The 20313-nt window shown below is 50.9% G+C and carries 18 protein-coding genes; 9 read left to right on the forward strand and 9 right to left on the reverse strand.

All coding sequences use genetic code 11. The annotated features are described in order from the left end of the window. Positions 1 to 263 precede the first annotated feature (263 nt). The 3 genes from ACYU8Y_RS13050 to ACYU8Y_RS13060 all read left to right on the forward strand — a co-directional run bounded on the left by ACYU8Y_RS13050 (position 264) and on the right by ACYU8Y_RS13060 (position 4839). A complete protein-coding gene (locus ACYU8Y_RS13050) occupies positions 264 to 1130 on the forward strand; it encodes a glycoside hydrolase family 99-like domain-containing protein (RefSeq protein WP_460937821.1) in 867 nt (288 codons plus the stop codon). A 347-nt stretch (positions 1131 to 1477) separates the two neighbouring features. Then, positions 1478 to 3889: a TonB-dependent receptor gene (locus ACYU8Y_RS13055; protein WP_460937823.1), complete on the forward strand. Its 2412-nt coding sequence runs from the start codon at positions 1478 to 1480 to the stop codon at positions 3887 to 3889. A 41-nt stretch (positions 3890 to 3930) separates the two neighbouring features. Beyond that, positions 3931 to 4839: a DUF4249 domain-containing protein gene (locus ACYU8Y_RS13060; protein ID WP_460937825.1), complete on the forward strand. Its 909-nt coding sequence runs from the start codon at positions 3931 to 3933 to the stop codon at positions 4837 to 4839. Here the strand turns inward: ACYU8Y_RS13060 and ACYU8Y_RS13065 are convergent. The 5 genes from ACYU8Y_RS13065 to ACYU8Y_RS13085 all read right to left on the reverse strand — a co-directional run bounded on the left by ACYU8Y_RS13065 (position 4836) and on the right by ACYU8Y_RS13085 (position 11279). Next, a complete protein-coding gene (locus ACYU8Y_RS13065) occupies positions 4836 to 5849 on the reverse strand; it encodes a glycosyltransferase (protein ID WP_460937827.1) in 1014 nt (337 codons plus the stop codon). The two genes, ACYU8Y_RS13060 and ACYU8Y_RS13065, sit on opposite strands and share 4 nt — an antisense overlap. Then, a complete protein-coding gene (locus ACYU8Y_RS13070; protein ID WP_460937829.1) occupies positions 5824 to 6792 on the reverse strand; it encodes an NAD-dependent epimerase/dehydratase family protein in 969 nt (322 codons plus the stop codon). Before ACYU8Y_RS13070 ends, ACYU8Y_RS13065 begins: the two co-directional genes overlap by 26 nt. A gap of 12 nt (positions 6793 to 6804) precedes the next feature. After that, positions 6805 to 8418 (reverse strand): phospholipid carrier-dependent glycosyltransferase, encoded by a 1614-nt coding sequence (locus ACYU8Y_RS13075; protein ID WP_460937831.1) that lies wholly within the window; start codon positions 8416 to 8418, stop codon positions 6805 to 6807. Positions 8419 to 8437: 19 nt separating this feature from the next. After that, positions 8438 to 9952, reverse strand: coding sequence for a capsule assembly Wzi family protein (locus tag ACYU8Y_RS13080; RefSeq protein ID WP_460937833.1), 1515 nt, complete (start codon positions 9950 to 9952; stop codon positions 8438 to 8440). Positions 9953 to 10217: 265 nt separating this feature from the next. Then, complete coding sequence (locus ACYU8Y_RS13085; RefSeq protein WP_460937835.1) at positions 10218 to 11279, reverse strand: acyloxyacyl hydrolase; 1062 nt, start codon at positions 11277 to 11279, stop codon at positions 10218 to 10220. 200 nt (positions 11280 to 11479) lie between these two features. Here ACYU8Y_RS13085 and ACYU8Y_RS13090 point away from each other — a divergent pair, with 200 nt between their 5' ends. The 3 genes from ACYU8Y_RS13090 to ACYU8Y_RS13100 are packed head-to-tail and all read left to right on the forward strand — an operon-like array spanning position 11480 to position 14923. Next, positions 11480 to 12184: a hypothetical protein gene (locus ACYU8Y_RS13090; protein ID WP_460937837.1), complete on the forward strand. Its 705-nt coding sequence runs from the start codon at positions 11480 to 11482 to the stop codon at positions 12182 to 12184. Positions 12185 to 12194: 10 nt separating this feature from the next. Beyond that, a complete protein-coding gene (locus ACYU8Y_RS13095; protein ID WP_460937839.1) occupies positions 12195 to 13937 on the forward strand; it encodes a hypothetical protein in 1743 nt (580 codons plus the stop codon). Beyond that, entirely contained in the window at positions 13934 to 14923 is a 990-nt protein-coding gene (locus ACYU8Y_RS13100; protein WP_460937841.1) for a glycosyltransferase family 9 protein, read from the forward strand. Before ACYU8Y_RS13095 ends, ACYU8Y_RS13100 begins: the two co-directional genes overlap by 4 nt. Positions 14924 to 15094: 171 nt before the next feature. Here the strand turns inward: ACYU8Y_RS13100 and ACYU8Y_RS13105 are convergent, their stop codons facing one another. After that, positions 15095 to 15868 (reverse strand): tyrosine-protein phosphatase, encoded by a 774-nt coding sequence (locus ACYU8Y_RS13105; RefSeq protein ID WP_460937843.1) that lies wholly within the window; start codon positions 15866 to 15868, stop codon positions 15095 to 15097. Between the two features lie 389 nt (positions 15869 to 16257). Here ACYU8Y_RS13105 and ACYU8Y_RS13110 point away from each other — a divergent pair, with 389 nt between their 5' ends. Beyond that, positions 16258 to 16662, forward strand: a complete 405-nt coding sequence (locus ACYU8Y_RS13110) for a hypothetical protein (protein ID WP_460937845.1) — start codon at positions 16258 to 16260, stop codon at positions 16660 to 16662. A 167-nt stretch (positions 16663 to 16829) separates the two neighbouring features. Here ACYU8Y_RS13110 and ACYU8Y_RS13115 read toward each other — a convergent pair whose 3' ends face one another. After that, positions 16830 to 17072, reverse strand: a complete 243-nt coding sequence (locus tag ACYU8Y_RS13115) for a hypothetical protein (RefSeq protein ID WP_460937847.1) — start codon at positions 17070 to 17072, stop codon at positions 16830 to 16832. A gap of 223 nt (positions 17073 to 17295) precedes the next feature. Continuing rightward, on the reverse strand, positions 17296 to 17550 hold the full coding sequence (locus ACYU8Y_RS13120) for a hypothetical protein (protein WP_460937849.1): 255 nt from the start codon (positions 17548 to 17550) through the stop codon (positions 17296 to 17298). A 346-nt stretch (positions 17551 to 17896) separates the two neighbouring features. On the opposite strand from ACYU8Y_RS13120, the gene ACYU8Y_RS13125 reads away from it, so the two are divergent. Further along, positions 17897 to 18679, forward strand: coding sequence for a hypothetical protein (locus ACYU8Y_RS13125; protein WP_460937851.1), 783 nt, complete (start codon positions 17897 to 17899; stop codon positions 18677 to 18679). Positions 18680 to 18872: 193 nt separating this feature from the next. Here ACYU8Y_RS13125 and ACYU8Y_RS13130 read toward each other — a convergent pair whose 3' ends face one another. After that, positions 18873 to 19913 carry a Gfo/Idh/MocA family oxidoreductase gene (locus ACYU8Y_RS13130; protein ID WP_460937853.1) on the reverse strand — a complete coding sequence of 347 codons (1041 nt, stop codon included), beginning with the start codon at positions 19911 to 19913 and terminating at the stop codon, positions 18873 to 18875. Positions 19914 to 20008: 95 nt separating this feature from the next. Here ACYU8Y_RS13130 and ACYU8Y_RS13135 point away from each other — a divergent pair, with 95 nt between their 5' ends. Next, the gene (locus tag ACYU8Y_RS13135; protein ID WP_460937855.1) at positions 20009 to 20236 is read left to right on the forward strand and encodes a hypothetical protein; all 228 of its coding nucleotides are present in this window, start codon (positions 20009 to 20011) and stop codon (positions 20234 to 20236) included. Positions 20237 to 20313: the final 77 nt, after the last annotated feature.

The following is a 20313-nucleotide window of genomic DNA, read 5'->3' on the forward strand; positions in this document are numbered from 1 at the left end:
GTATGAATTATTTCAAACTACATCACTTCTGTATTTTACTGGTCCTAAGTTCCGTATTGACCAATTGGGTTTTGCCAAGGTCGACTACTGCTACGCAATTGAAAACCAGTGCGGTCGGTCAACGTTCACAATCTGTTCAACTTGGTGCTTATTATTTTGATGGCTGGTCTGGCTTAACAAACGGTCATTTAACGGAAGCTCTTATTGACAGCTTCCCTGAGCGAAAACCAAAATGGGGATGGATGACGAGTACGCCCGCAATCATGCAGGATCAAATCGATGCGGCAGCGGATGCAGGGCTTTCTTTTTTCAGTTTCTGCTGGTATTCGCCAAACAATCCGAAAACTACATTTCAAAACGACCCTCTTAATCGGGCGCTAAAATTTTATCTGAAAGCTCCCAATCAGAAGCGTCTTAAGTTTTGCCTGATGGTGGCTAATCACTCGGGCTTTTTCATTGGGCCACCAGAATGGTCCCGCGTTTCTCAGGCATGGATTGATTTGTTTAAACAACCCCAGTATGTGAAAGTGAACGGACGTCCGCTACTGATTTTTTTTAGTTTGAGTTCACTTATTCAGAAATTTGGTAGTCCACAGGCCGTTCACCAGGCCTTCGATAGTTTACGTACGAATGCTATAGCCCAAGGGCTGCCAGGCGTAACCATCGCAGCCTGTATGTCAGGAAGTAAACCAGATCTAACGCAGGCCCAGGCATGTGGGTTTGATGTACTTACGGGGTATAACTACCATTACGCTGGTTTTAAGCAGGATAATCAGGTGATACCCATAGATAGTTTACTGGCTGGAAGTCGCCGAATCTGGGATCGCTTCGAGGCCTCACCACTGCCTTACATTCCTGTGGCCACTTTAAACTGGGATCCTCGCCCCTGGGCATCTACCAGTCGCTCTTATGCTCAGTCGCCCCGGTATGTGGGGTATTCGTCTAGCTCCGTGTATAAGGCAATAACAGATGCCCGTAACTGGATTAATGCACATCCTGACAAGACACCGAAGGAGAGATTAATTTTGGCCTATGCCTGGAATGAAAATGGGGAGGGAGCCTGGCTTACGCCTTCTGTTAGCCAGAGTGATAGCCCACTTGATGGTGTACGTCGTGCTGTGAAACCTTAACTTCTCTAGGCTGTTCGTCCCGTGCTAATTGCTGATTGGCTTACATGGGCGCAGGTAATCGTCACAACATCAGGCTCTATAGGGATACCTCTATAGAGCCTGATTGCTTTTAATGAAAGGTAGTTTAGCGCGTTTGCAAAAATCTGGTAGTTAACAACAGGCAACTACCAGTATGCTCAGAATTGCCCGTTATGCGGGTAGGAGGGATCGCTTCGAATTCCGGAAATCAGTCAGCCTTTACCAAAAAAGAGCGGAAAAGAGCAGTTTATCGAATAGAAAAAAAGAGCGCCATCAAATGAGGGAATTTTGTTTTGACGTTAATCTCAAGCCAAAAACGATTACTCAAGATGCGCCTGTCAGTCCTGTTACCATTTCTCTTGTTAATAAGCTCTTTCAGCTTCGGAGCGCCGAAGAAATGTACGATAAGCGGTTACGTGTACGAAGAAGGAAGTCGCAAGCCTATTGTTCATGCGACGATCTATGTACTTGATAATAAGGTAGGTACCGTAACGAACGAGCAGGGCTATTTCACCCTGAGTGTACCCGTTAGTGCCAGCCTGAAGGTTCGGTTCTCGTTTGTTGGGTTTTCATCAATCGTGCAGACTATTTCGCTCGCTCAGGACACCAAACTCGACATCTACCTGGCGCCGGGCGAACAATTGAACGAACAAACGGTACGGGCTACCAAGGCAGGCAGCGTTAGTAATGAAGCGACGATGAGCACCATCAGCATTACGGGAGCTCAACTGCGGAAAATACCCGCGTTGTTTGGCGAAAAAGATCCGCTGAAGATGCTGCAACTGATGCCAGGGGTGCAGAAAGGTTCTGAGGGGAACGCAGGACTGTATGTACGGGGAGGCAGTCCGGATGGAAACCTGATTCTGCTGGATGACGCGCCCATTTACAACCCTAATCACTTACTTGGCTTTTTCTCCGCCTTCAATGGCGATGTACTGAAGCGGGTCGACTTAACGAAGGGAGGCTTTCCGGCTCGGTTCGGCGGCCGTTTGTCGTCGGTTGTCGAGCTGTCCACCAAAGACGGTGGTTCCGATAAGTTGCACGGAGAAGGAAGCCTTGGCTTGGTGGCATCCCGATTGACGCTTCAGGGGCCTTTGCTGTCTCCGAAAGTTTCGTTTCTCGTCTCCGGCCGGCGTACTTATCTGGATTTGTTAAGCGGTCTTATTCAGAACAGCAATTCGGCTCAGCCTGCTACCAAATCGTATTTCTACGACCTGAATGCGAAAGTGACCGTTGATGCTGGCGTGGCAGATAAGGTATCGTTGAGTGCTTACACGAGTCAGGACCAGTTTTTCAGTGTTCGCGAGGCAGGGGCAACTCCGCTGCGGTCGGGCCTTAACTGGGCCAATCTGGCGGGGAGTGCTCGGTGGAGCCACCGCTTCGCAGGCGGCACCACGTCTACGTTGTCGCTCATCTACAGCCAGTACAAAATGGGCGTTTCTGATCAGCAATCGTTATCGCCTGCGGCACAAAATCAACTTTACACCCTTCAATACCAGTCAGGCATTCGTGACCTGGGCCTGAAGTATGACATCAACCAGTACATCTCGGACAAACACCAGTTCCAGTACGGCATTCAGGCGACCAATCATCAGTTTACGCCTAAAGCGACGATCACATCCGCTCAGGATACATTGCCGCAGCAGGCCAGCACGCAAACAATCAACGCGCTGGAAGCCGGCGTTTATGGCGAGCACTACTGGCAGCCAACGGATCGGTTACGGATCAATAGCGGACTACGTTTAAGCTATTATTCAGTGCTGGGTACGTCTGCCAATCCAGCCGTGGGAACGAAGAGCTATATTAAACCTGAACCCCGCTTATCCGTTGCTTATAAGGTGTCGTCGACGATGGCGCTGAAAGGTTCCTATGCCCTGATGAATCAATACGTTCACCTGCTATCGAGCACGGGCATTGGCCTGGCAACCGATCTGTGGATGCCGACGGTCGATCACATCAAGCCTCAGCAATCGCAGCAAATAGCCCTGGGCCTTGCCAAAGACTTGCCAGCATCGGGCCTTACGTTCACGGCTGAAGGGTACTACAAGCAAATGCAGAATCTGCTTAGCTATCGGGAGGGAGCCAGTTTCGTATCCACGAATGCGCAGGGGGCAGTCGATGCCTCGAACTGGACAAACAACGTGACGAACGGACAGGGCTGGTCTTACGGCGTAGAGTTGATGCTTCAGAAACGGGTGGGACGGCTTTCCGGCTGGTTGGGTTATACCCTCTCCTGGACGCAATGGCAGTTTGCCGAACTGAACGGAGGCAAGCGATTCAACCCACGTTACGATCGTCGGCATGATGCTTCTGCTGTATTGATTTATGAACTGACTCCTTCAATTACCCTGGCGGGTACATGGGTTTACGGAACGGGTAATGCGCTGACCATGCCACTATCTCGCTATTCTGGATTCACAAACAACACCCAGGCGTCCACTCGTCCTTCGGCTGCACTTTTATACGGAGATGGGCCAAACGTTAAGGAATACGGCGATCGGAATAGCTTCAGAGCCGCTCCTTACCATCGGCTTGACATCAGTCTTCAGTTCAACAAAAAGAAAGCTCATTACGAGCGGACATGGGAGCTGAGTGTCTACAATGTTTACAACCGCAGCAACGCGTTTCTGTATTCGCTGGAGGGAAAAGATCAGGGGAAAGACCTGCCATCGAAAACGGTTCTGTATAAATACTCACTGTTTCCTATTGTACCCACCGTCAGCTACGCGATTCGCTTTTAATCAACCCGTCAACGAAACCAAACGTATAACCTAACCGACCAATGAAATTACTACTTACGCTCATTCTATCATCACTCCTGTTTACGGCCTGCGAAAGCAATCGGGAAGAAGTTCAGCCAGTTGGACTAACCACCCAGACCGGACGATTGGTTGTCAACTGTTTTATTTCTCCACAAGACACCGTCTTAACGGCCAAGGTTACCCGATCACGGCCGGTTCTGGACAGCGATCCGTCGAAAAGCGTGGAAATTACCGATGCACTTGTCCAACTCACTAACGGTACTCAGACTGTCGCTTTAGTTTACGATTCTCAACTCCGGTATTACCGGGCAACGGCAGCCAAAATGCCTATCCGCGCGAGTGCTACGTATACGTTGACTGTTCGGACACCCGATGGTAATCAGGTAACGGCTGTTACCACGGTTCCCCAGGCCGTTTCACTCAAAACGGTTGTGCTGGACTCTTCACTGGTTACGCAGGTAGACAAATCCAGTAAAAAGCAATATTCTGTAGTTTGCAACTGGCAGGATGCCGGTACGGCAACGAATTTTTATCAGATTCAGGGAAGCATCAAAGGTATTCAGCGTGAGTTACCCTCCACGGCTTCATACACGAACCTGAGCGTCGTCCCCTTCAAAATGGCCGACAATAATTCAGGACTGCTGAGTAACAGAGGAGTCAGTGCTCTATTGTCGGCATCGGCCTACTTATGTGATGAAGTAGGGGCAGAAACGATCAACAAACGGTGTCGCTCATCAGCCGTATCGGTCAGTCTGCTGCATATCGATGAAATGTATTATCGGTACAATGAAGCGCTTGACCGTCAATTACAGGCCAGCACGAACCCCTTTGCCGAACCCGTGTTAATTCCGAGCAATATTCAGGGTGGATTAGGCTGCTTCGGGTCTTATAATTGTTCGACAATCAGTATGAAACTGAGAATTCGTTAACCCTGATAGTCAGTTAAAACCGACTCATAAACGGAGGAGAGAACAGCACGATACGTGCGCCGAACGAGGTAGTTCTTCTTACCCTGCGATTCGTGATAGGTGCGCATCTGGAGATCGAGCACAAGGCCGAACGCCAGAAATTGCAGGCCCGCCAGTAACCAGACGATCCCGACTGCAAACCGATCCAGTCCCGTAACATTCGGGTCGGTAACCCAAAAAAAACGCGTAGCCAGGAATAATCCACTGGCAAGCAGAGAAAGGCCCAGGCCGCCAAACAGGTGCATGGGTTTGTTGAGGTAGCGTTTGAGGAACAGCAGTAATAGCAGGTCGCTCAATACGCGACCCGTACGACCTAGTCCATATTTGGACTGACCGATCCGGCGGGGATGATGGCGAACGGGAACCTGAACAATCCGCGCTCCGTCGAAGTGAGCCAGTATCGCGATGAACCGGTGAAGTTCGCCGTATAAGCCAATTCGTTTGGCAAAGCCAGCCCGGAAGACCTTGAGTGCACAACCGTTATCACGGATGGGTAATCCAACCGCTCGCCGGATAAGGCTGTTGGCCAGCCGGCTTGGCAAACGACGTAGCCAGGCGTTGTCCTGCCGGTTGTGCCGGTGCCCAACCACCAGATCCACATCGCGTTCCTCCGCTACCTGAAGCATCGGGATAATGTCGAGCGGGTCATTTTGCTGGTCGCCATCCATCGTAGCAATGAACTGGCCCCTGGCCGCACTGATGCCCGCTGCCAGGGCTGCACTTTGGCCGTAGTTCTTCTGGAGATCGAGGATAGTCAGCCGCTCGTGCCGAATGGCCAGCAGCTCGGCCAGCGTTGCATCCGTCGATCCATCGTTGACATAGATGATCTCGTAATCGAGCGTTTGTAGCGCCGATGTCAGCTGGGCAACCAGCGGCTTGCTGTTACCGGCTTCGTTGTAGGCGCATACAACAACCGAGACATACGGATGCTCCGTAACCGGCTGGTTAATCGAGGGCTGGTAAGTAGACATGGTTTTGCTGGTAACTCATGACCATTCGGCGCAGGCCTTCGGTCAGATTGGTAGTCGGTTGATAATCCAATAGCTGGCGGGCTTTCCGGATGTCGGCGTGCGTGTAGGGCACATCGCCCGGTTGATCCGTCAGCCAGTTGAGCGGAACGCGCCGTTTGGTTTGCTGTTCGAGCAGAGCAATGAGTTCCAGCAGCGTAACCGGGTTGGCACTGCCGAGATTGATAAGTTCAAAGCCTTTTACCCGCTCGATCGCCCGGCTGATACCCAGTACGATATCGTCGACATACGTGTAATCGCGCTGGCTGCGGCCGTCACCGAAGAGGCAAATGGGCTGGCCCGTATGGAGTTGGTGAATAAAGCGGGAGATGGCCATATCGGGTCGTTGCTGGGGGCCATATACCGTAAAAAAACGCAGACAAAATACATTCAGACCGTATCGCCGATGGTGACGCTGGCACAGGCGTTCGGCCGCTCGTTTGGATAGTGCATAGGGCGACACCGATTTTTCTGCCGAATCGGTTTCCTGAAACGTCCCCCCTGATCGGACACCATAGACCGACGATGACGACGCAAAGACCAGCCGGTTGACCCCCGCGCTACGCATGGCATCCAACAGCACAGCGGTACCCGTTACGTTATGGTCATAGTAAGCGGCTGGGTTCTGCAGCGAAGCCCGTACGCCCGCCAGGCCTGCCAGGTGAATAACGCTGTCGATGGGGTGCGTCCGAAAAACCTGGCGCATGAACCCTTTATCGCGAATATCGCCCTGCAGCAAAGACCAGTTCGGCAAGTGCCGGAGCGATGCGATGTGCTGCCACTTGATGGCGGGATCGTAGCTATCGTTAAAATTATCGACCAGCAGCACCGTATGCCCCTGGTTCAGCAGATAGTTGGTCAGCGTATGGCCAATAAAGCCTGCTCCGCCCGTGATCAGGATTGTCATTGTGAGAATAGTTTACTCAAATTGAACAATAGAGGCCGGGTGCCGGTCAAACAGCACCAGTTTGCCAACTGTCTTATAGTGCTCTCTGGCTAGGGTGAGCGAGTCACCGATGTAAAGAGCCCCCGGTATTTTCTTGCTGGTTTTGCGCAGTATTGCCCCTCGGGCGGCCGTTATGTGAAACGAGCTAACGTCGGTAGCCGGACCATCGCCCACGGTAGTTTTATAGCCGTATAGTGGTTGTCCGAGTGTCAGGAGAGCGGCCTTCGTAGCCGTTTCCTGATAAAACTGGCGCTTGGTAGCCCGACCCGGCAACACCAGCCAGTTGAAGCCCATCCGAATGACGATCAGTACGGCGATCATAAGCCCGAGCCGGTTTGCCGACGAGCGGATCATGAGCCAGGCCAAACCCGCAAGCAGCCCCGATACAAAGGCCGTTTTCCAAAATACACCAGGTAAAACGCGCGTGGTTGGGTAGAAAGCGGCTGTCCAGACACCAATCGCTACTATGGCGGTCACGGCCAGCCAGAACCGCTCCACCCACCAGCGTCCCCGATCCTCGGGGCTGGATTGCTGGTAGTAGAGGTAAGCCAGTACCGTGAACAGAAGAGGGACCAGGCCGATCAGGTAGCGGCCATACGCCTGTGGGGAAGACCAATAAATAAGGACCGTCAGGCTGAACGTCAGTGCGTTGAAGGCAATAAACGAGTTTTCTTTCAGGATCGTCCAGATACCCCGACGGAAGAAGAGGACCAGCAGCAGCGTGTACGGAGCGAAGTGATAGATGAACTCGAACGGAAACGTGAGCAGGTGCAGGAGCGTTGGCCCCCATCCAAAAGCGAGTCCGGTTCGCTTGGCGCTTTCAGTAAACAGAACACCCGCTACGTCCTGAAAGGGAATCTTGTTCTGGCTGAAATAAGCCAGGTAATAACTTCCCGTAATCAGGAGAAAGACGCCGATGCCAACGACATGAGCCGGGTGAAAAAGTAGTTTAAACCGGCGTGTATAGATAAACCAGCCTAGTAACGTTAAGCCCTGAAAGGCGATTGGCGGTAGCCCTTTCAACAAAAAGCCAATGGCCGTCAGCGCGTAGGTTGTCAGGTAGAGCAACCAGTAATTACGCTTCCGGTCGTAGTAATACACCAGCATCATGGCGGTATACGTGGCCAGTGAGAAGGTAATTTCGATGAGGCCCAGCATGGAATCGTAGAGCAGCACCCGCCCATTGGTCAGTGTCATGAAAACCGCAGCCCAGGCAACCGTTGGGTTGCTGTATTTTCGGACGAAAGCAAACATCGTTGCCCCGAGCAGTACCAGCGAGACAAGCATGGGAAACCGCAGGGCAAAGGACGAATAATCGCCAAACAGCCGGTAGGAGCCAATAATCAGCCAGTTGTACAGAGGGGGCTTGTTGAAGTAGCGTTCGCCATGCAGGGTAGGGGTTATGTAATCTCCGGAGAGTATCATCTCCAGCGAGACCAGGGCTCGTCGGGCCTCATCGCCCGTATCGAGTGGCATAAACCCCAGATGAGAAACCAGCACAAGCAATAGGCCTGCACTGATGCCTATTGGCCACCAGTTGGTTGTGTGCCGGATAGAGGGCCGGTCGATTGTCGTACTAAGTTCCATCCGTTCTGGGTAGATACGTTTATCGTCTCTGAATAACTTTCCGCAGACTCAGCCAGCCGCCTACATTATTGGTCAGCCATTGGCCCTGATCGAGGGCTAGTGCCATGTTGAGTTGAGAGCCGCCGAGCCAGTTTACAGGTAAAGACAGTTGGGCCATGCCCGAGAACTGGGAAAAGGGGGCTCTTGGATCGCTCGTGATTGGCCTGCCGAAGTTCCGACTAAAGGAGAGCAGCGCCCGGAGTTGGGTGCCGGAGGGCCATTGCCCCAGCAAACCCAGGTGGCTGACCTGTACACGGTTGTTGCTGATAGCCATACGCCCAGCAGTTTTAAACCCTCCTTTCAGGTCATGTAAATCGTCGCGGGAATCCTGCCAGCGGGTTATGAATGGCGTACCGATAACGCGCTGACGGTGGGTCCAGCCATCAACGTACTGGTAGTTATTAAAGTAATCATCGGCTCCATTATACAGTCGGCTCCCAATCTCAAAGTCGAAGCCACTCTGATTCATGGTAGTCAGGAATTCGGCTGTGACCTGTGTAAGGCGGAAACCTGTATAAGCGTCGTTTTTTTTGTTTTTCCAGCGAATGCCATACAAGCCATCCGGCATATTCTGAAAAGCAACCCCCGACTTATCTTCGAAAGGGTGCTGGTAATACAGATACCAGTTTGCCTGATCGTTGTCAACGTCGAGCGCTACATCAATGGAGCCCAGGTGATTGCCCGCTTGATTACTCAAGTCAAAATTGCTGTACCGCGTTGGATCATTGGGGGGCTGCCTGACCAGGATAATATCTTTGTAGGTGTCAAGCGAACTCGGAATTTTTCCGTTTACCGTGATCCCATTCTTATAAATTGTCGATGAACCTCCCCATTGAGCCGAGTGGGTAATTCCCCCGTACAGACGCACGCGATTACGAAAAAGGCTGATCCGCACAAACAGAGCCTTCTGGTGCAGAAACGAGTTCTGGATAGAGTCGGTATTGCTGAACCAGCCGTGGGCATACATGCCGTTCAGTGCCACAACGCCCTTCGTAAATCCCAGCGGGACATAGCCACGCGTACCAAATTGAAGTTTATAAAGCGGAAGGGCATTGCCCGACCAGGCATAGGAGCCCGATGAAAGCAGGGTGTCAGCAAGACCAAAAACCTCCCGCCGACGGCCCGCGTATAATTCGAAATTCTTCGTAAACAGACTCGCATAGGCTACCGGTAAGATAAGTTTCGAGCTTGTACCAACATTCGCAACACCCTCAACCGATACTTTTGCGTGCACTCTTCGGGTATTCTGTAAATCGCCAAATTGCCTTGTCACACCCAGTCGTAGAATACCCGCGGGGCCGTTTAACGGTACGGTTCCATACTGTCGTGAGCGGAACCAGAAGGGCGTTTGCGTAGCCGAAGACCCGAATCCACCTACTTCTGCCAGAATACTTTGCTGAGCGGTTACGGTGTCGGGGATGGCTTGTCCGACCAGGTCATGAGTGGCTAGTAGGGGTAAGGATAAGAAGAAAGGAACGAGTAGTTTATTAACCATTGAATAAAGGGCTTGTGTAGCGGCCAGGCCATGTTCCAGATCATACCAGCTAATTCGCGTAGATCAGGTGGCGGCTGATTAAGTGCTAACTAAGAATAGACTATTATATTTTTAAAGGTAATGATTAGTATCTTTATATTGATAATTATATTGTTTTAGTAGAATAATATATAAAAATGTTAACTAAAGTGTTCTGTCCTTAGGAGTGGGGTACTGGTATTCCCTGAGCGTTCATTAACTAGCGATTCTGTTCAGAGACAGTTGGTTAAAACGTCAGGCCAACAACAGCCTGAAAATTTTTAGTGTTGTCGCCATAGGCTTTTACGGCGACTCCCCCCGTGAAGCCATTCGAAAACCGATACAGTAAGCCATATTTCTGGTAGGTGGCTGGCTTATACCAAAGCGGGCGTGCTACATTCCAACCCATGTGGGCCGTAAACGAAAAGTGGCCCTGCCAGAATTCGTAGCCAGCCAGTAATGTTCCCTGCCGGTAAGACTGATAGCGGCCCGTCCATTGCTTGATTTGCTCCTTGAAATAATGGTCATCCAGCAGTTCGACACCGCCCGACAGAACGTGCGTGCGGGTTAAATGATACCCGCCAATCAGGTTCAGGCCATACACCGGGTAGCCCCGTTCGGGAGATTCTTTAGTGGCTTCCAGTACTTTGACGGAGCCCAAAGCCAACACGCGGAACATCCAGCGTTTATCCGAATTGGCTGTACGCCACTGTTGCGGGTCGGGCAAGGTCGACGAGCCCACATAGCGCTGTATACCAACGGCTAACGCCGGTATGTTCAGGCCCTGATTCGGAAGCCGAACGCCCGCATTCGAGATGTGTTTGTAATCGAAACCGGCCAGCAATCGCCAGCCCGGTGCGAAGGTATAGCGGGCGTAAAGGCCCACGCCGATCAGCCCGTTTATGGCCGTTCCAAAAGCGCGGTTACCAGGGTTCGTGTCGGCATCGTAATGACGCGATACGTAGGCCAGTCCTGCTAAAGCGCGTACGGAAAGTCCCCAACGAGGCCGGTGTACCAGGATGGGTTCGTAAAAAAGCCCTGCACCGATTGACTGGCCGAGCGCTACCGGGTTGCGAAACGAATAAGCATTGACAAAAATACCCGACCGAAAAAAACACTGGCATTGCTCCCACGATTCCCGACGCATGTGTAAGCGGCTGTAACGTAACTCCACACCAACCGGCGTTTGGGTGGAAACCGGCGTAATGTGAGTGGGTTTGTTGAGCCCCTGCAAGGCAACAACCCCTAGTTCACGCTCTTCGTCGGGTTCACTTTCCTGGCTAAACGCCAGCACGCTACTACTGATCATGAAGCAAAGAGTTAAAAGGTATTTCGGTATAAACATGTAGGGACAGTTATCGGGAAAGAAGGTAGCCGGATATTACATGGGCTATATTCGTTCATTAAGTTAACTTTTGAAACTAATCAGATAAAATAAGGATGTAAATTAATAAAAACATAAATTTACGGTATGCTTACTAACGGCCGTAAGCTAAAATGGGCGACATTATGCTGCGTATTTGCCTGTATGTCTTTGCTGGCTGGCTCAGTCAGAAAGAACTTAATGCGGCTCCGTTCAGGCCGCCAGATTCGACAGGTACTCGGGCATCCTATCACGCAGTCAGTGTGCAGGTCGGTACGACAGGCCCCGGCATCTACTACAATCGGTTGCTGAGCCAATCCAATCGACTGACGGTTCGGGTGGGTGGGCAGTATTTTGCGTATCGCCAACTCATTCGGGTTAAAGCCGCTACGGATTCGTACATCCAGATCAAACCTGACCTAATGATCGGGATTGCCCAGGCCAACCTGAAGTGGCATCCGTTTCCGCGGAGTTCGTTTTTCGTTACGGGCGGACTCGGGTACACCTGGCACCCGGATATGCGGTTTGTTATAACCGCCGAGAACACACTGAACCTGGATGGGCTGGAGCTAACGCCCGATGATGTGGGAACGGTCAATCTGGGTTTTCGCTGGCATCCGGTAGTGGGTTACCTCGGTTGGGGCTTTGGCCGAAGTATACCCAACAAACGCCTGGGGGTTGGCTTTGAGATGGGCGTGTTTTATATCGGCAAACCCAGCGTACAACTCGATTATGATGGTTTTCTGGAAACGACGACCATTGATCAGCAGGTGCCCACCGTGGAGCGTAACCTATCCAACTATCGCTATCTGCCTTCTATCAATGTAACGCTTTCCTACAAACTCAATTAAACGTGAACGGATGAAAGAGCGAAAGAGCGTTGCGACGAATGTTGAAAGAGTAATCCAACGGACGTTGAAAGAGCAAGAAAGTGTCCGCTGTCAATATCCATGGCAACACTCGTTCAACATCCGTTGTGGCACTCGTTCATTCGTTCGCACCTTCCTTTACTTGCTGGTGTTTATGGTCTTTACCGACGCCTGCCATAACCCTCTCGACGGATTGACCATTGGCCTGAAAGACCCCATACAGGACGGGGTTGTGGAGTGTCGGTTTTATGATCCGGCCGGTAATCCGTTGCCAACCGACAATCTGGTGAAGATAGCCGGGCCGGCTGCCTCCAGCGTCGTAACGACCTTAAATACGACAAAGTATAAAATCAATAGTGATGGTAACCTGCTGCTGGCGGCTTCGCCAACGGCCATCCTTTCTCCGCAGGATCCGTTCCAATTTACCGTCGTCGTTGAAGCGCCGGATTATTTAGCCGTTGTTCAACCGTTTGTTCTCATAAATGGGAATCGACAAACGCGCACGATCCGGCGGATCAATATGCTCAAGCCGCCCCGAACGCTCAACGCGGCCCGCACGACAGGAAACGCGGGCACCGATGGGGCCGTGGCTGCCAGCCTGGGGGTAACGACGACGCCACAAAACAGCGACGCTGACCGGGCAACGGTCACTCTGCCGCCGGGTACCAAACTCGCCGACCGGGATGGAAACGCGGTAGGGGGGGGGCTGACGCTGGCAATTATTCATACCAATGCCCGCAACGACGAAGCCACCAGTTACATTCCGGGTGGAGGCATACTGACGGCTGTCGCTGGCCGGAATGGGGGCCCTGCACTGGGAACTATGAGGCTTCTGTCCGTGGCTGGTTCGGTAACGATTCAGTTGTATAACGAGCAGTATGCATTGGCCAGGAGCCTGTCGCCAGCCGCTCGGTGGACGATGGATCTGAACCCGCTGGCCTACAATGTGAACCGGAATCGGGCTATACAGGCCGGCGATTCGATTCCATTGTTCAGCTATGATGAATTCGCGAATCGCTGGCAGGAAGAAAAACCGGGTGTCGTCAGGCAGAATGCGCAAACGGGCCGGTTGCAGTATCAGGCCGAAGCGGCCAATGCGGCCGCCTATGTCGTTGGCTGGGCGGAGTCCATCTGCGACGTAGGACCCATCTTTAAAGTGAGTAGTAAGCTGGCTAACGTAGATGTGAACTACCTCTGCAAGCTGATTGATGTGGCTACCAACAGGCAGGTTGCTTCTTTCTACGCCAACGTGAATAACGGCTCGCTTATCCGAATCGGGAATCAATCGAAAAACAAGAAACTGAAGTTGCAGGTGTACGACGAAACCGATGCCTGGGGCAAAGGAGCCAAAGGTGGGATGATAGGCGAATCCGGGCCGGGCATTACCTGTGATCAAACCCCGGTAGCGATCAGCCTGGCGACCCTACCCGTACCGCCCGTTATGAAACTTGAATTTTCCTTTTCCTGTCCCGGCGGGACCACCCTGGATGAGTCCCTGCTACCGGCACAGATCAAAACCCAATACAGCGAAGTTGGTCAGGGTAAATGGCGCGACCTCATAACGGCCACGCGTACCAATCGGAAAGCCGCGTCTTACAAATTGCAGATTGGCCGTTCCTACGATTTTCGGGCCAGTACCGATGGAGGTGCTACCTGGCCCCTGCGTCAGAATAATTATTTAGTTGACAAGCCCGAATGGACACTCAAAATCCGGGCAGAGATGTACTGCAAATGAAGATCCTGATCCTACGCTTTTCATCTATCGGCGATATCGTGCTGACAAGCCCCGTGATTCGGTGTTTACGGCAAACTATAAACGGGGCTGAGATTCATTACTGTACCAAGCGCCGGTATCAGGAACTGATTGCCCATAATCCATACATCGACAAGTGTCATTATCTGGATGATAGCCTGATGCAGTTAGTTGGGCAATTGCGGAGCGAACAGTATGATCTGGTTATTGACCTGCATAACAATTTACGTACCCGCCTGATTAAAGGAATGCTGGCGAAGCGGTCATATACCGTCAATAAAATCAATGTACAGAAGTGGCTTTATGTCCGGTTCAAGGTAAATACAATGCCACCCGTACACATTGTTGATCGCTACATGGATACCGTTGCCGCGCTGGGAGTGAGCAACGACGGAAAGGGCCTCGACTATTTCATCGCGGCTGAAGATCAGGTGCCCATCAGTCAATTGCCGCCGACCCACCAATCCGCTTACGTAGCCTACGCGCTGGGGGGGCAGCATGCGACCAAGCGCCTGCCAGTAGAACGCATGATTGACCTGTGCCGCAGAATAGACAGACCGATCGTGTTGCTGGGCGATCAGCACGACCGCGAAACGGGCGAACTGATTCGGACTACGCTGGGCGACGAGCTGATCTACAATGCCTGCGATTTGTTCTCGGTAAACCAGTCGGCTTCATTGATTGGGGGCGCGCAGATGGTTTACAGCCACGATACGGGCCTCATGCATATTGCGGCAGCGCTCAAGAAACCAATTGTGTCAATTTGGGGCAGTACAACGCCCCAGCTGGGCATGTATCCCTACAAAACCCGTCATCTGATCGTTGAGAATACCGCGCTCAACTGTCGGCCCTGCTCGAAGATAGGTCATGATAAATGTCCGCTCGGACACTTCAAGTGCCTGAATGACCTGTCGTTAAGCATTGATCCGGCTTTTGTACGAAACAGCGAAATGCAGGGTCACTATTAAAGCGTAGAAGCTGTATGAAAACCCCTAAATCCCCTGAAGGGGACTTTGCTCCCACTTAGATGAAGTCCCCTTCAGGGGATTTAGGGATTTTCAGGGCAAGAGAAAATGAATATTCAGACGATTTCTTAAATAACTGTAATTCTGCTTAATCAACTAATTGACCAGTGCTGCTTAGGGGGTCAGCAACGATGCGTTTCGCAGAGGCTGCGAACGGAGCAGATCATAGTCGGAAAGTGAAAACAACGAGCCCATTGCCGGCAAATCCTCGGGCCGGTGGAGGTCACTACCGATGAAATCCACCCAGTTGTTTTTAAGGATTCGCTGCGCCTGCGCCCGGACCTTGTTGCCATACCGACCAGTTAACGAGAGCCAGTTAAGCTGGAACAAACAACCGACGTCGCGTATCCGGGCCAGCGATGCGTCGTCACCGTGATAATACGTATAGCGTTCTGGATGAGCCAGCACCGGCGTATAGCCACGCGTTTGAATACGGAACAAAATATCTTCCAGTTGCTGTGGTGCAGCCGCCCAGCCCGTTTCGACAAGCAGGTAACGCTCGGCACCAAACGTGAGAAGATCGTCGTTGTTGAGCAGATCGGGAAAGAACTCATCGAGCATGTATTCCGCAGCCACCTCGATCTGAATGGTCAAGTCGTTGGCATCCGCCAGGGCCTGCAGTTGCGCCTGGCCTTCCCGCAGGACAGCGGACGAATTTGGATACCAGTCGCGGCTAACGTGTGGGGTGGTGATGATTCGTTCAATCCCCCATTCCATCATTTTCCGCAAACAGATAAGGGTTTGTTCAGGATCTTTAACTCCATCGTCAACAGAAGGGAGTAAGTGAGAGTGCATATCTACCTTCCAGAAACAAGCCTCCTCTAGTGATCCCAGGTCGTTACCTGAAGTCGGAATAAACCGTTTCTTAAATCGTTCCCAAGCGTTCATAGTTGCGTAATGTCCCCAAATTTACAAAATCAGTTGGCTAACAAAAAACACGGTGTCTGCAACCAACTTTCTTTATGGTAGCTAACGGCTCGTCTGGAGAAGGAAGTGATAATGAGAAAAGGCACCAGATGCGTGAATTAAGTTGATTTATGGCTTGTCGCTTTGGTAGACTCGCTGGTTAATATTTGTTTTTCGGCCTTTAATTTTATTTTAATGGCCATTTAACTGGCAATTAAGGCTTCCTGCTTCAAGAACGCAAGTTATGAACGAGGTTGCTTGTGAACCACGGGTGAAAACAATTGATGCGGATGGGGGTTCTTTACTAAGTATACGGATAGCCTGACGGCTATCGGAACAGACATTGATAAGCCTTACTAGCTCCCGAAGCCATGAAAAGATTGCTAACCATAGTGGCCTTGCTTTTACTGGGTGTATCGGCAATGGCACAAACAAAGCCCGCAACGGCAACGCCACCATCCGTTGTGTCAGTTATTGAAGGGGTGTCGGGGAAGCGATTCCTGCCCGATACGGCTTATGCGGCTTTATCAGACGAAGATGAAGCGCTGATAGCCAAGGAGCCCCTGGCTAACTGGGGACTCATACAGGAGTCCAGCCGATACATCAGTTATTCTAACCTAGTCATTGGCACACGCTCCTATCAGCTATTGATTGCCAAGTCGCCCAAAGAAGAGTTTCCGGTAGCGACCCTGATGCGATACACAACCCCCAAGTCGAAGCCAGAACCTATTGCCCGAGGCACACTGAAGCCCAAGGTGGACGATAAAACAAAATAACGCTTACTGACCCGTGTTGATAACTTACAAACGGACAGGTATGAACCAGCAAGAGCACCCGAATGATCCTTACATTCGGGTGCTGCTGTATAGAGAGCAAACGGTCTGAACCTTCTGCAAAAACGAGTTCTTGAGTGCTACGGCTACTTTACAGGCAGCGGGCGTTCTTACTCTGACTGCGATTCGAAAATAGCCATGGCTTTATCGATCGTATCGTCGTCTACGCCGTCAATTGTCAGTTCATTGTCGTTCTCCACATTACTGACAATGGTAACGGTGTCCATATCAAGGCCAGGATCGGCCAGAAACAGCGCAGCTCGAAAGCGTTCTTCAATCCGACGGTTCAACGCATCGTTGATGTCGTGGGTAAGCGCGTTTGCCAGTTGGGCTTCTTCTTTATTACTGATCATTCGTAAAGGTTATTTTATAGTCGTTTGGGTGATAAAGTTAACCAAACAAAGCTAGGGACCAAACTGGCGAACCAGGTTTTATAATAAGATAATAGCTCGCTTGTATACGGAGCTTCCGCTTATGTGCGCAACTAGCCAACCAGCCTGTGTACCAGACAGAAAATTGATCCGTCTGCCAGGCAGGCCTTAGACTGGTTTATAAGGGATGGAGTGGCCTGTTTCGTCAAGCCAGTTGATACGCTCTTGGCTCCGGAACGGATTTCTCTTCCGTTAACTCTCTCAGGACGGCCCGCGCAAAGGCCAGCCGATCCGACTTCCGGTACTGTTCTATATGCAGAGCGCCCGATGGGGGAGTGAAATGTTGGTTAACCCGCTCACAGGCAGCCCACAATTCAGGATGCAACTTGATTTTATTCTGACGAATAGGTGTGTCCGCACCGAACCAAAGATTTTTGATGTTATCTACCGTTGATTTCATATCAATAGACTATAGTATGAAGCCAAACCCCGCTGTAAGACTAATGTTTCAGAAAGTTCTGTTTCTTAATAGAACCTTAATCGCTTTACACAGGCGTTGGCTTCGGAGAGTATAGTTTTAATTTTCTAACTCATTTGACGGTAAATAAGTGACAAAGGCTCGTTAGCTACTGATTAATTTATCATTAATAATGAAATTTTTATCAAAAAATTAATAATGCGCTCTGTCTCATAGTAGTTTTTGTACAGTCTATGTTTTACTTGTACTATACTGCTATGGTTGAATCACATAGCTATCTATCCATAAAGCTTTATAAGCTGAAACCTGAACGTTGCTCTGCCTTGCTATGGAACGATTTGATGAGTTTGAAAGCATCTTGTTTCGCCCCCCTTCCGATGAAAACGTACCGATTTGGCGTTACATGGATTTCACCCGATTTGTTTCCTTACTCAATTCGGGGAGTTTACATCTGACAAGATGTGATCAGTTCGATGATCATTTTGAAGGCTCGGTGAGGCAACAGGACATCCAGGGTCGGCTGGAAGAATACCGGAACGAGTTTGTAAAGAAGAAGACGTACTCCGCCGACGAATTACCGGCCATACTGGGAAGGCTTTGGAAAAAATACCAGCGTCAATATGTGTACATAAATTGCTGGCACATCAGCAACTGCGAATCGGCGGCTATGTGGCGGTTGCACGCCAGATCTGATAACACCATTGCGATTCAAACGACATATGCGAAATTAAGACAGGCATTGCCCGCTAGTTTTCACATCGGGGAGGTCATTTACGTTGATCACCAAACGTACATGAACAAAGCGCGAGATGGATTTTTTACCAGCATGTATAAACGGAAATCCTTCGCCCACGAACGGGAACTGCGTATTTGTTATATCGACACCTATGAATTTCAGCAGGATAGTAACGACCCAAACGCGTTTTTCTTTAACGACCCAACGCGGGTATTCGAGACGGTGCCCGTTGATTTACAAGCCTTGATCGAATCGGTGCGGGTAGCGCCTGGGGCACCAGCGTGGCTTGGTAAGCTGGTCAGGGATTCAGCTATCCGGTTTGGTTATGATTTTTGCGTTCGCCAGTCTAGTTTCAGTGACTACCCGTTTGCCTAGATTCCAGGTTGAAAGGTACCCGGACGTTGCTATTGAATTGATCGTGCCGAAGTGACCATAATCAGGCTAACTCGGTCTAAACCAGTGGTTGAATTAATTTGATGGTGATTTAAGCCCGGCTACCCTGATGTGGTCGGGCTTTTTTGTTTTCGCTATGGAGTGTACGGTTTTTCGAGGATGTAGCCAACGCCGATCAAAACGGCATAGTCTGCTTCGTTTCGCTACTCAGCACCGCCAGATCGATGATTCGGGCGAGTTGCCGGATATCGGAAGGGCTTATAGCGGGCTCGGCACTGTTTACGATCGCTTCATAGAGGTTATCGTAAAAAGGCATGTAGTTACCCCGCTCACTGGTAATCACATCGGCCCGGCCATCCCGATAAAGTGTACCCCATCGATCCTCCGGTTCGGTGCCCCACGTTGCTTCGTCACTGGGCAACTGATCAAGACGAAGGCGCTCTTCCTGGGGATCCAATCCACTCTTAATGAAGGATCCACCAGTGCCGTGCAGGCTGTAGCGCAACTGATTGTGATACACCAGCAGGCTTGATTTCAGACGAACTACTTTGTCCGAATAGCCCAGCTTTATGTCAAAATAGTCGTTTATCCGGCTATCGGGCCGAATGATTCGGATCGTAGCTTCTACGGTAGCAGGTTGGCCGAAGAGGTGCAGAGCCTGGTCGAGCAGATGCGGACCCAGATTGTAGAGGTTCCCGCGTCCGCCACCCGGTTGCTCTTTCCAGCTTTGCGCCCGCAGATGCGCGGGTGAAAACCGGTCATAACGGCTTTCGAACTCAACAAGGCTGCCTAAAGCCCCTTCCGTTAGTAAACGCTTGATGGTCAGGAAGTCAGAGTCCCACCGCCGATTTTGATAAGCCGTTACCACACGGTCCTGGTTTCGGGCCAGTTCCAGGAGTTGATGAGCCTCCTGTTCCGAAAGAGCAAACGGCTTTTCGACAACCACGTGTTTTTTATGGTCCAGTGCCTGACGCGCGTACTCGACATGGGTTTCGTTGGGTGTACAAATAAAAACCAGGTCGATAGAAGGGTCCGAAAATAACTCATCTGCCGTAGCGACCCACTCTATCGACGCGTCGAACGCGTGAACAGCCTCGGGCCGACTGCTGGCAACTTTCTTTAGGTGAAAGCGAGGATTGACCGATAAAAACGGGGCATGGAAATACCGTCCGGATAAACCGAACCCCACCAAACCAACCTGAATAACGGTAGACATAGCAAACAAGATAAGGAGCAGAGAATAGAGCGCAAAGGTACGGTTTGCGGGTAAACCAGCGTTGCTATAGCGTGTCAAACTCAATTTAATGACTTATGAAACAAACGCTGATCGCCCTGAGTGCACTAATTACGCTTATAGCCTGCGAAGGTGGCTCCTTCAAGAAAAAGAATTGCAAAGAGTGCGAAACATTGACATACGGCAAGGCGGGGCTGGTCAATACGAACAAACAGAAGGTATGTGGCGATGATGAAGTGTCGGCCTATACGATTGCCAACACAACGAATAACAGCAGCCTGACCGTAACCACAACCTGCAATTAGCCTGGTACCGGATTGAAATTATTGAAAAACAGCCTTTGTTTGATGCAATTATTACATAGGTTTGTTCAATAGATACT

It is taken from the genome of Spirosoma humi (assembly GCF_054776575.1).

What these genes read in the sequence shown, in the direction of transcription:
- ACYU8Y_RS13050 (WP_460937821.1), top strand. Translation starts at nt 264, where the DNA reads ATGCAGGATCAAATCGATGCGGCAGCGGATGCAGGGCTTTCTTTTTTC.
- ACYU8Y_RS13055 (WP_460937823.1), top strand. Translation starts at nt 1,478, where the DNA reads ATGCGCCTGTCAGTCCTGTTACCATTTCTCTTGTTAATAAGCTCTTTC.
- ACYU8Y_RS13060 (WP_460937825.1), top strand. Translation starts at nt 3,931, where the DNA reads ATGAAATTACTACTTACGCTCATTCTATCATCACTCCTGTTTACGGCC.
- ACYU8Y_RS13065 (WP_460937827.1), bottom strand. Translation starts at nt 5,849, where the DNA reads ATGTCTACTTACCAGCCCTCGATTAACCAGCCGGTTACGGAGCATCCG.
- ACYU8Y_RS13070 (WP_460937829.1), bottom strand. Translation starts at nt 6,792, where the DNA reads ATGACAATCCTGATCACGGGCGGAGCAGGCTTTATTGGCCATACGCTG.
- ACYU8Y_RS13075 (WP_460937831.1), bottom strand. Translation starts at nt 8,418, where the DNA reads ATGGAACTTAGTACGACAATCGACCGGCCCTCTATCCGGCACACAACC.
- ACYU8Y_RS13080 (WP_460937833.1), bottom strand. Translation starts at nt 9,952, where the DNA reads ATGGTTAATAAACTACTCGTTCCTTTCTTCTTATCCTTACCCCTACTA.
- ACYU8Y_RS13085 (WP_460937835.1), bottom strand. Translation starts at nt 11,279, where the DNA reads ATGATCAGTAGTAGCGTGCTGGCGTTTAGCCAGGAAAGTGAACCCGAC.
- ACYU8Y_RS13090 (WP_460937837.1), top strand. Translation starts at nt 11,480, where the DNA reads ATGCTGCGTATTTGCCTGTATGTCTTTGCTGGCTGGCTCAGTCAGAAA.
- ACYU8Y_RS13095 (WP_460937839.1), top strand. Translation starts at nt 12,195, where the DNA reads ATGAAAGAGCGAAAGAGCGTTGCGACGAATGTTGAAAGAGTAATCCAA.
- ACYU8Y_RS13100 (WP_460937841.1), top strand. Translation starts at nt 13,934, where the DNA reads ATGAAGATCCTGATCCTACGCTTTTCATCTATCGGCGATATCGTGCTG.
- ACYU8Y_RS13105 (WP_460937843.1), bottom strand. Translation starts at nt 15,868, where the DNA reads ATGAACGCTTGGGAACGATTTAAGAAACGGTTTATTCCGACTTCAGGT.
- ACYU8Y_RS13110 (WP_460937845.1), top strand. Translation starts at nt 16,258, where the DNA reads ATGAAAAGATTGCTAACCATAGTGGCCTTGCTTTTACTGGGTGTATCG.
- ACYU8Y_RS13115 (WP_460937847.1), bottom strand. Translation starts at nt 17,072, where the DNA reads ATGATCAGTAATAAAGAAGAAGCCCAACTGGCAAACGCGCTTACCCAC.
- ACYU8Y_RS13120 (WP_460937849.1), bottom strand. Translation starts at nt 17,550, where the DNA reads ATGAAATCAACGGTAGATAACATCAAAAATCTTTGGTTCGGTGCGGAC.
- ACYU8Y_RS13125 (WP_460937851.1), top strand. Translation starts at nt 17,897, where the DNA reads ATGGAACGATTTGATGAGTTTGAAAGCATCTTGTTTCGCCCCCCTTCC.
- ACYU8Y_RS13130 (WP_460937853.1), bottom strand. Translation starts at nt 19,913, where the DNA reads ATGTCTACCGTTATTCAGGTTGGTTTGGTGGGGTTCGGTTTATCCGGA.
- ACYU8Y_RS13135 (WP_460937855.1), top strand. Translation starts at nt 20,009, where the DNA reads ATGAAACAAACGCTGATCGCCCTGAGTGCACTAATTACGCTTATAGCC.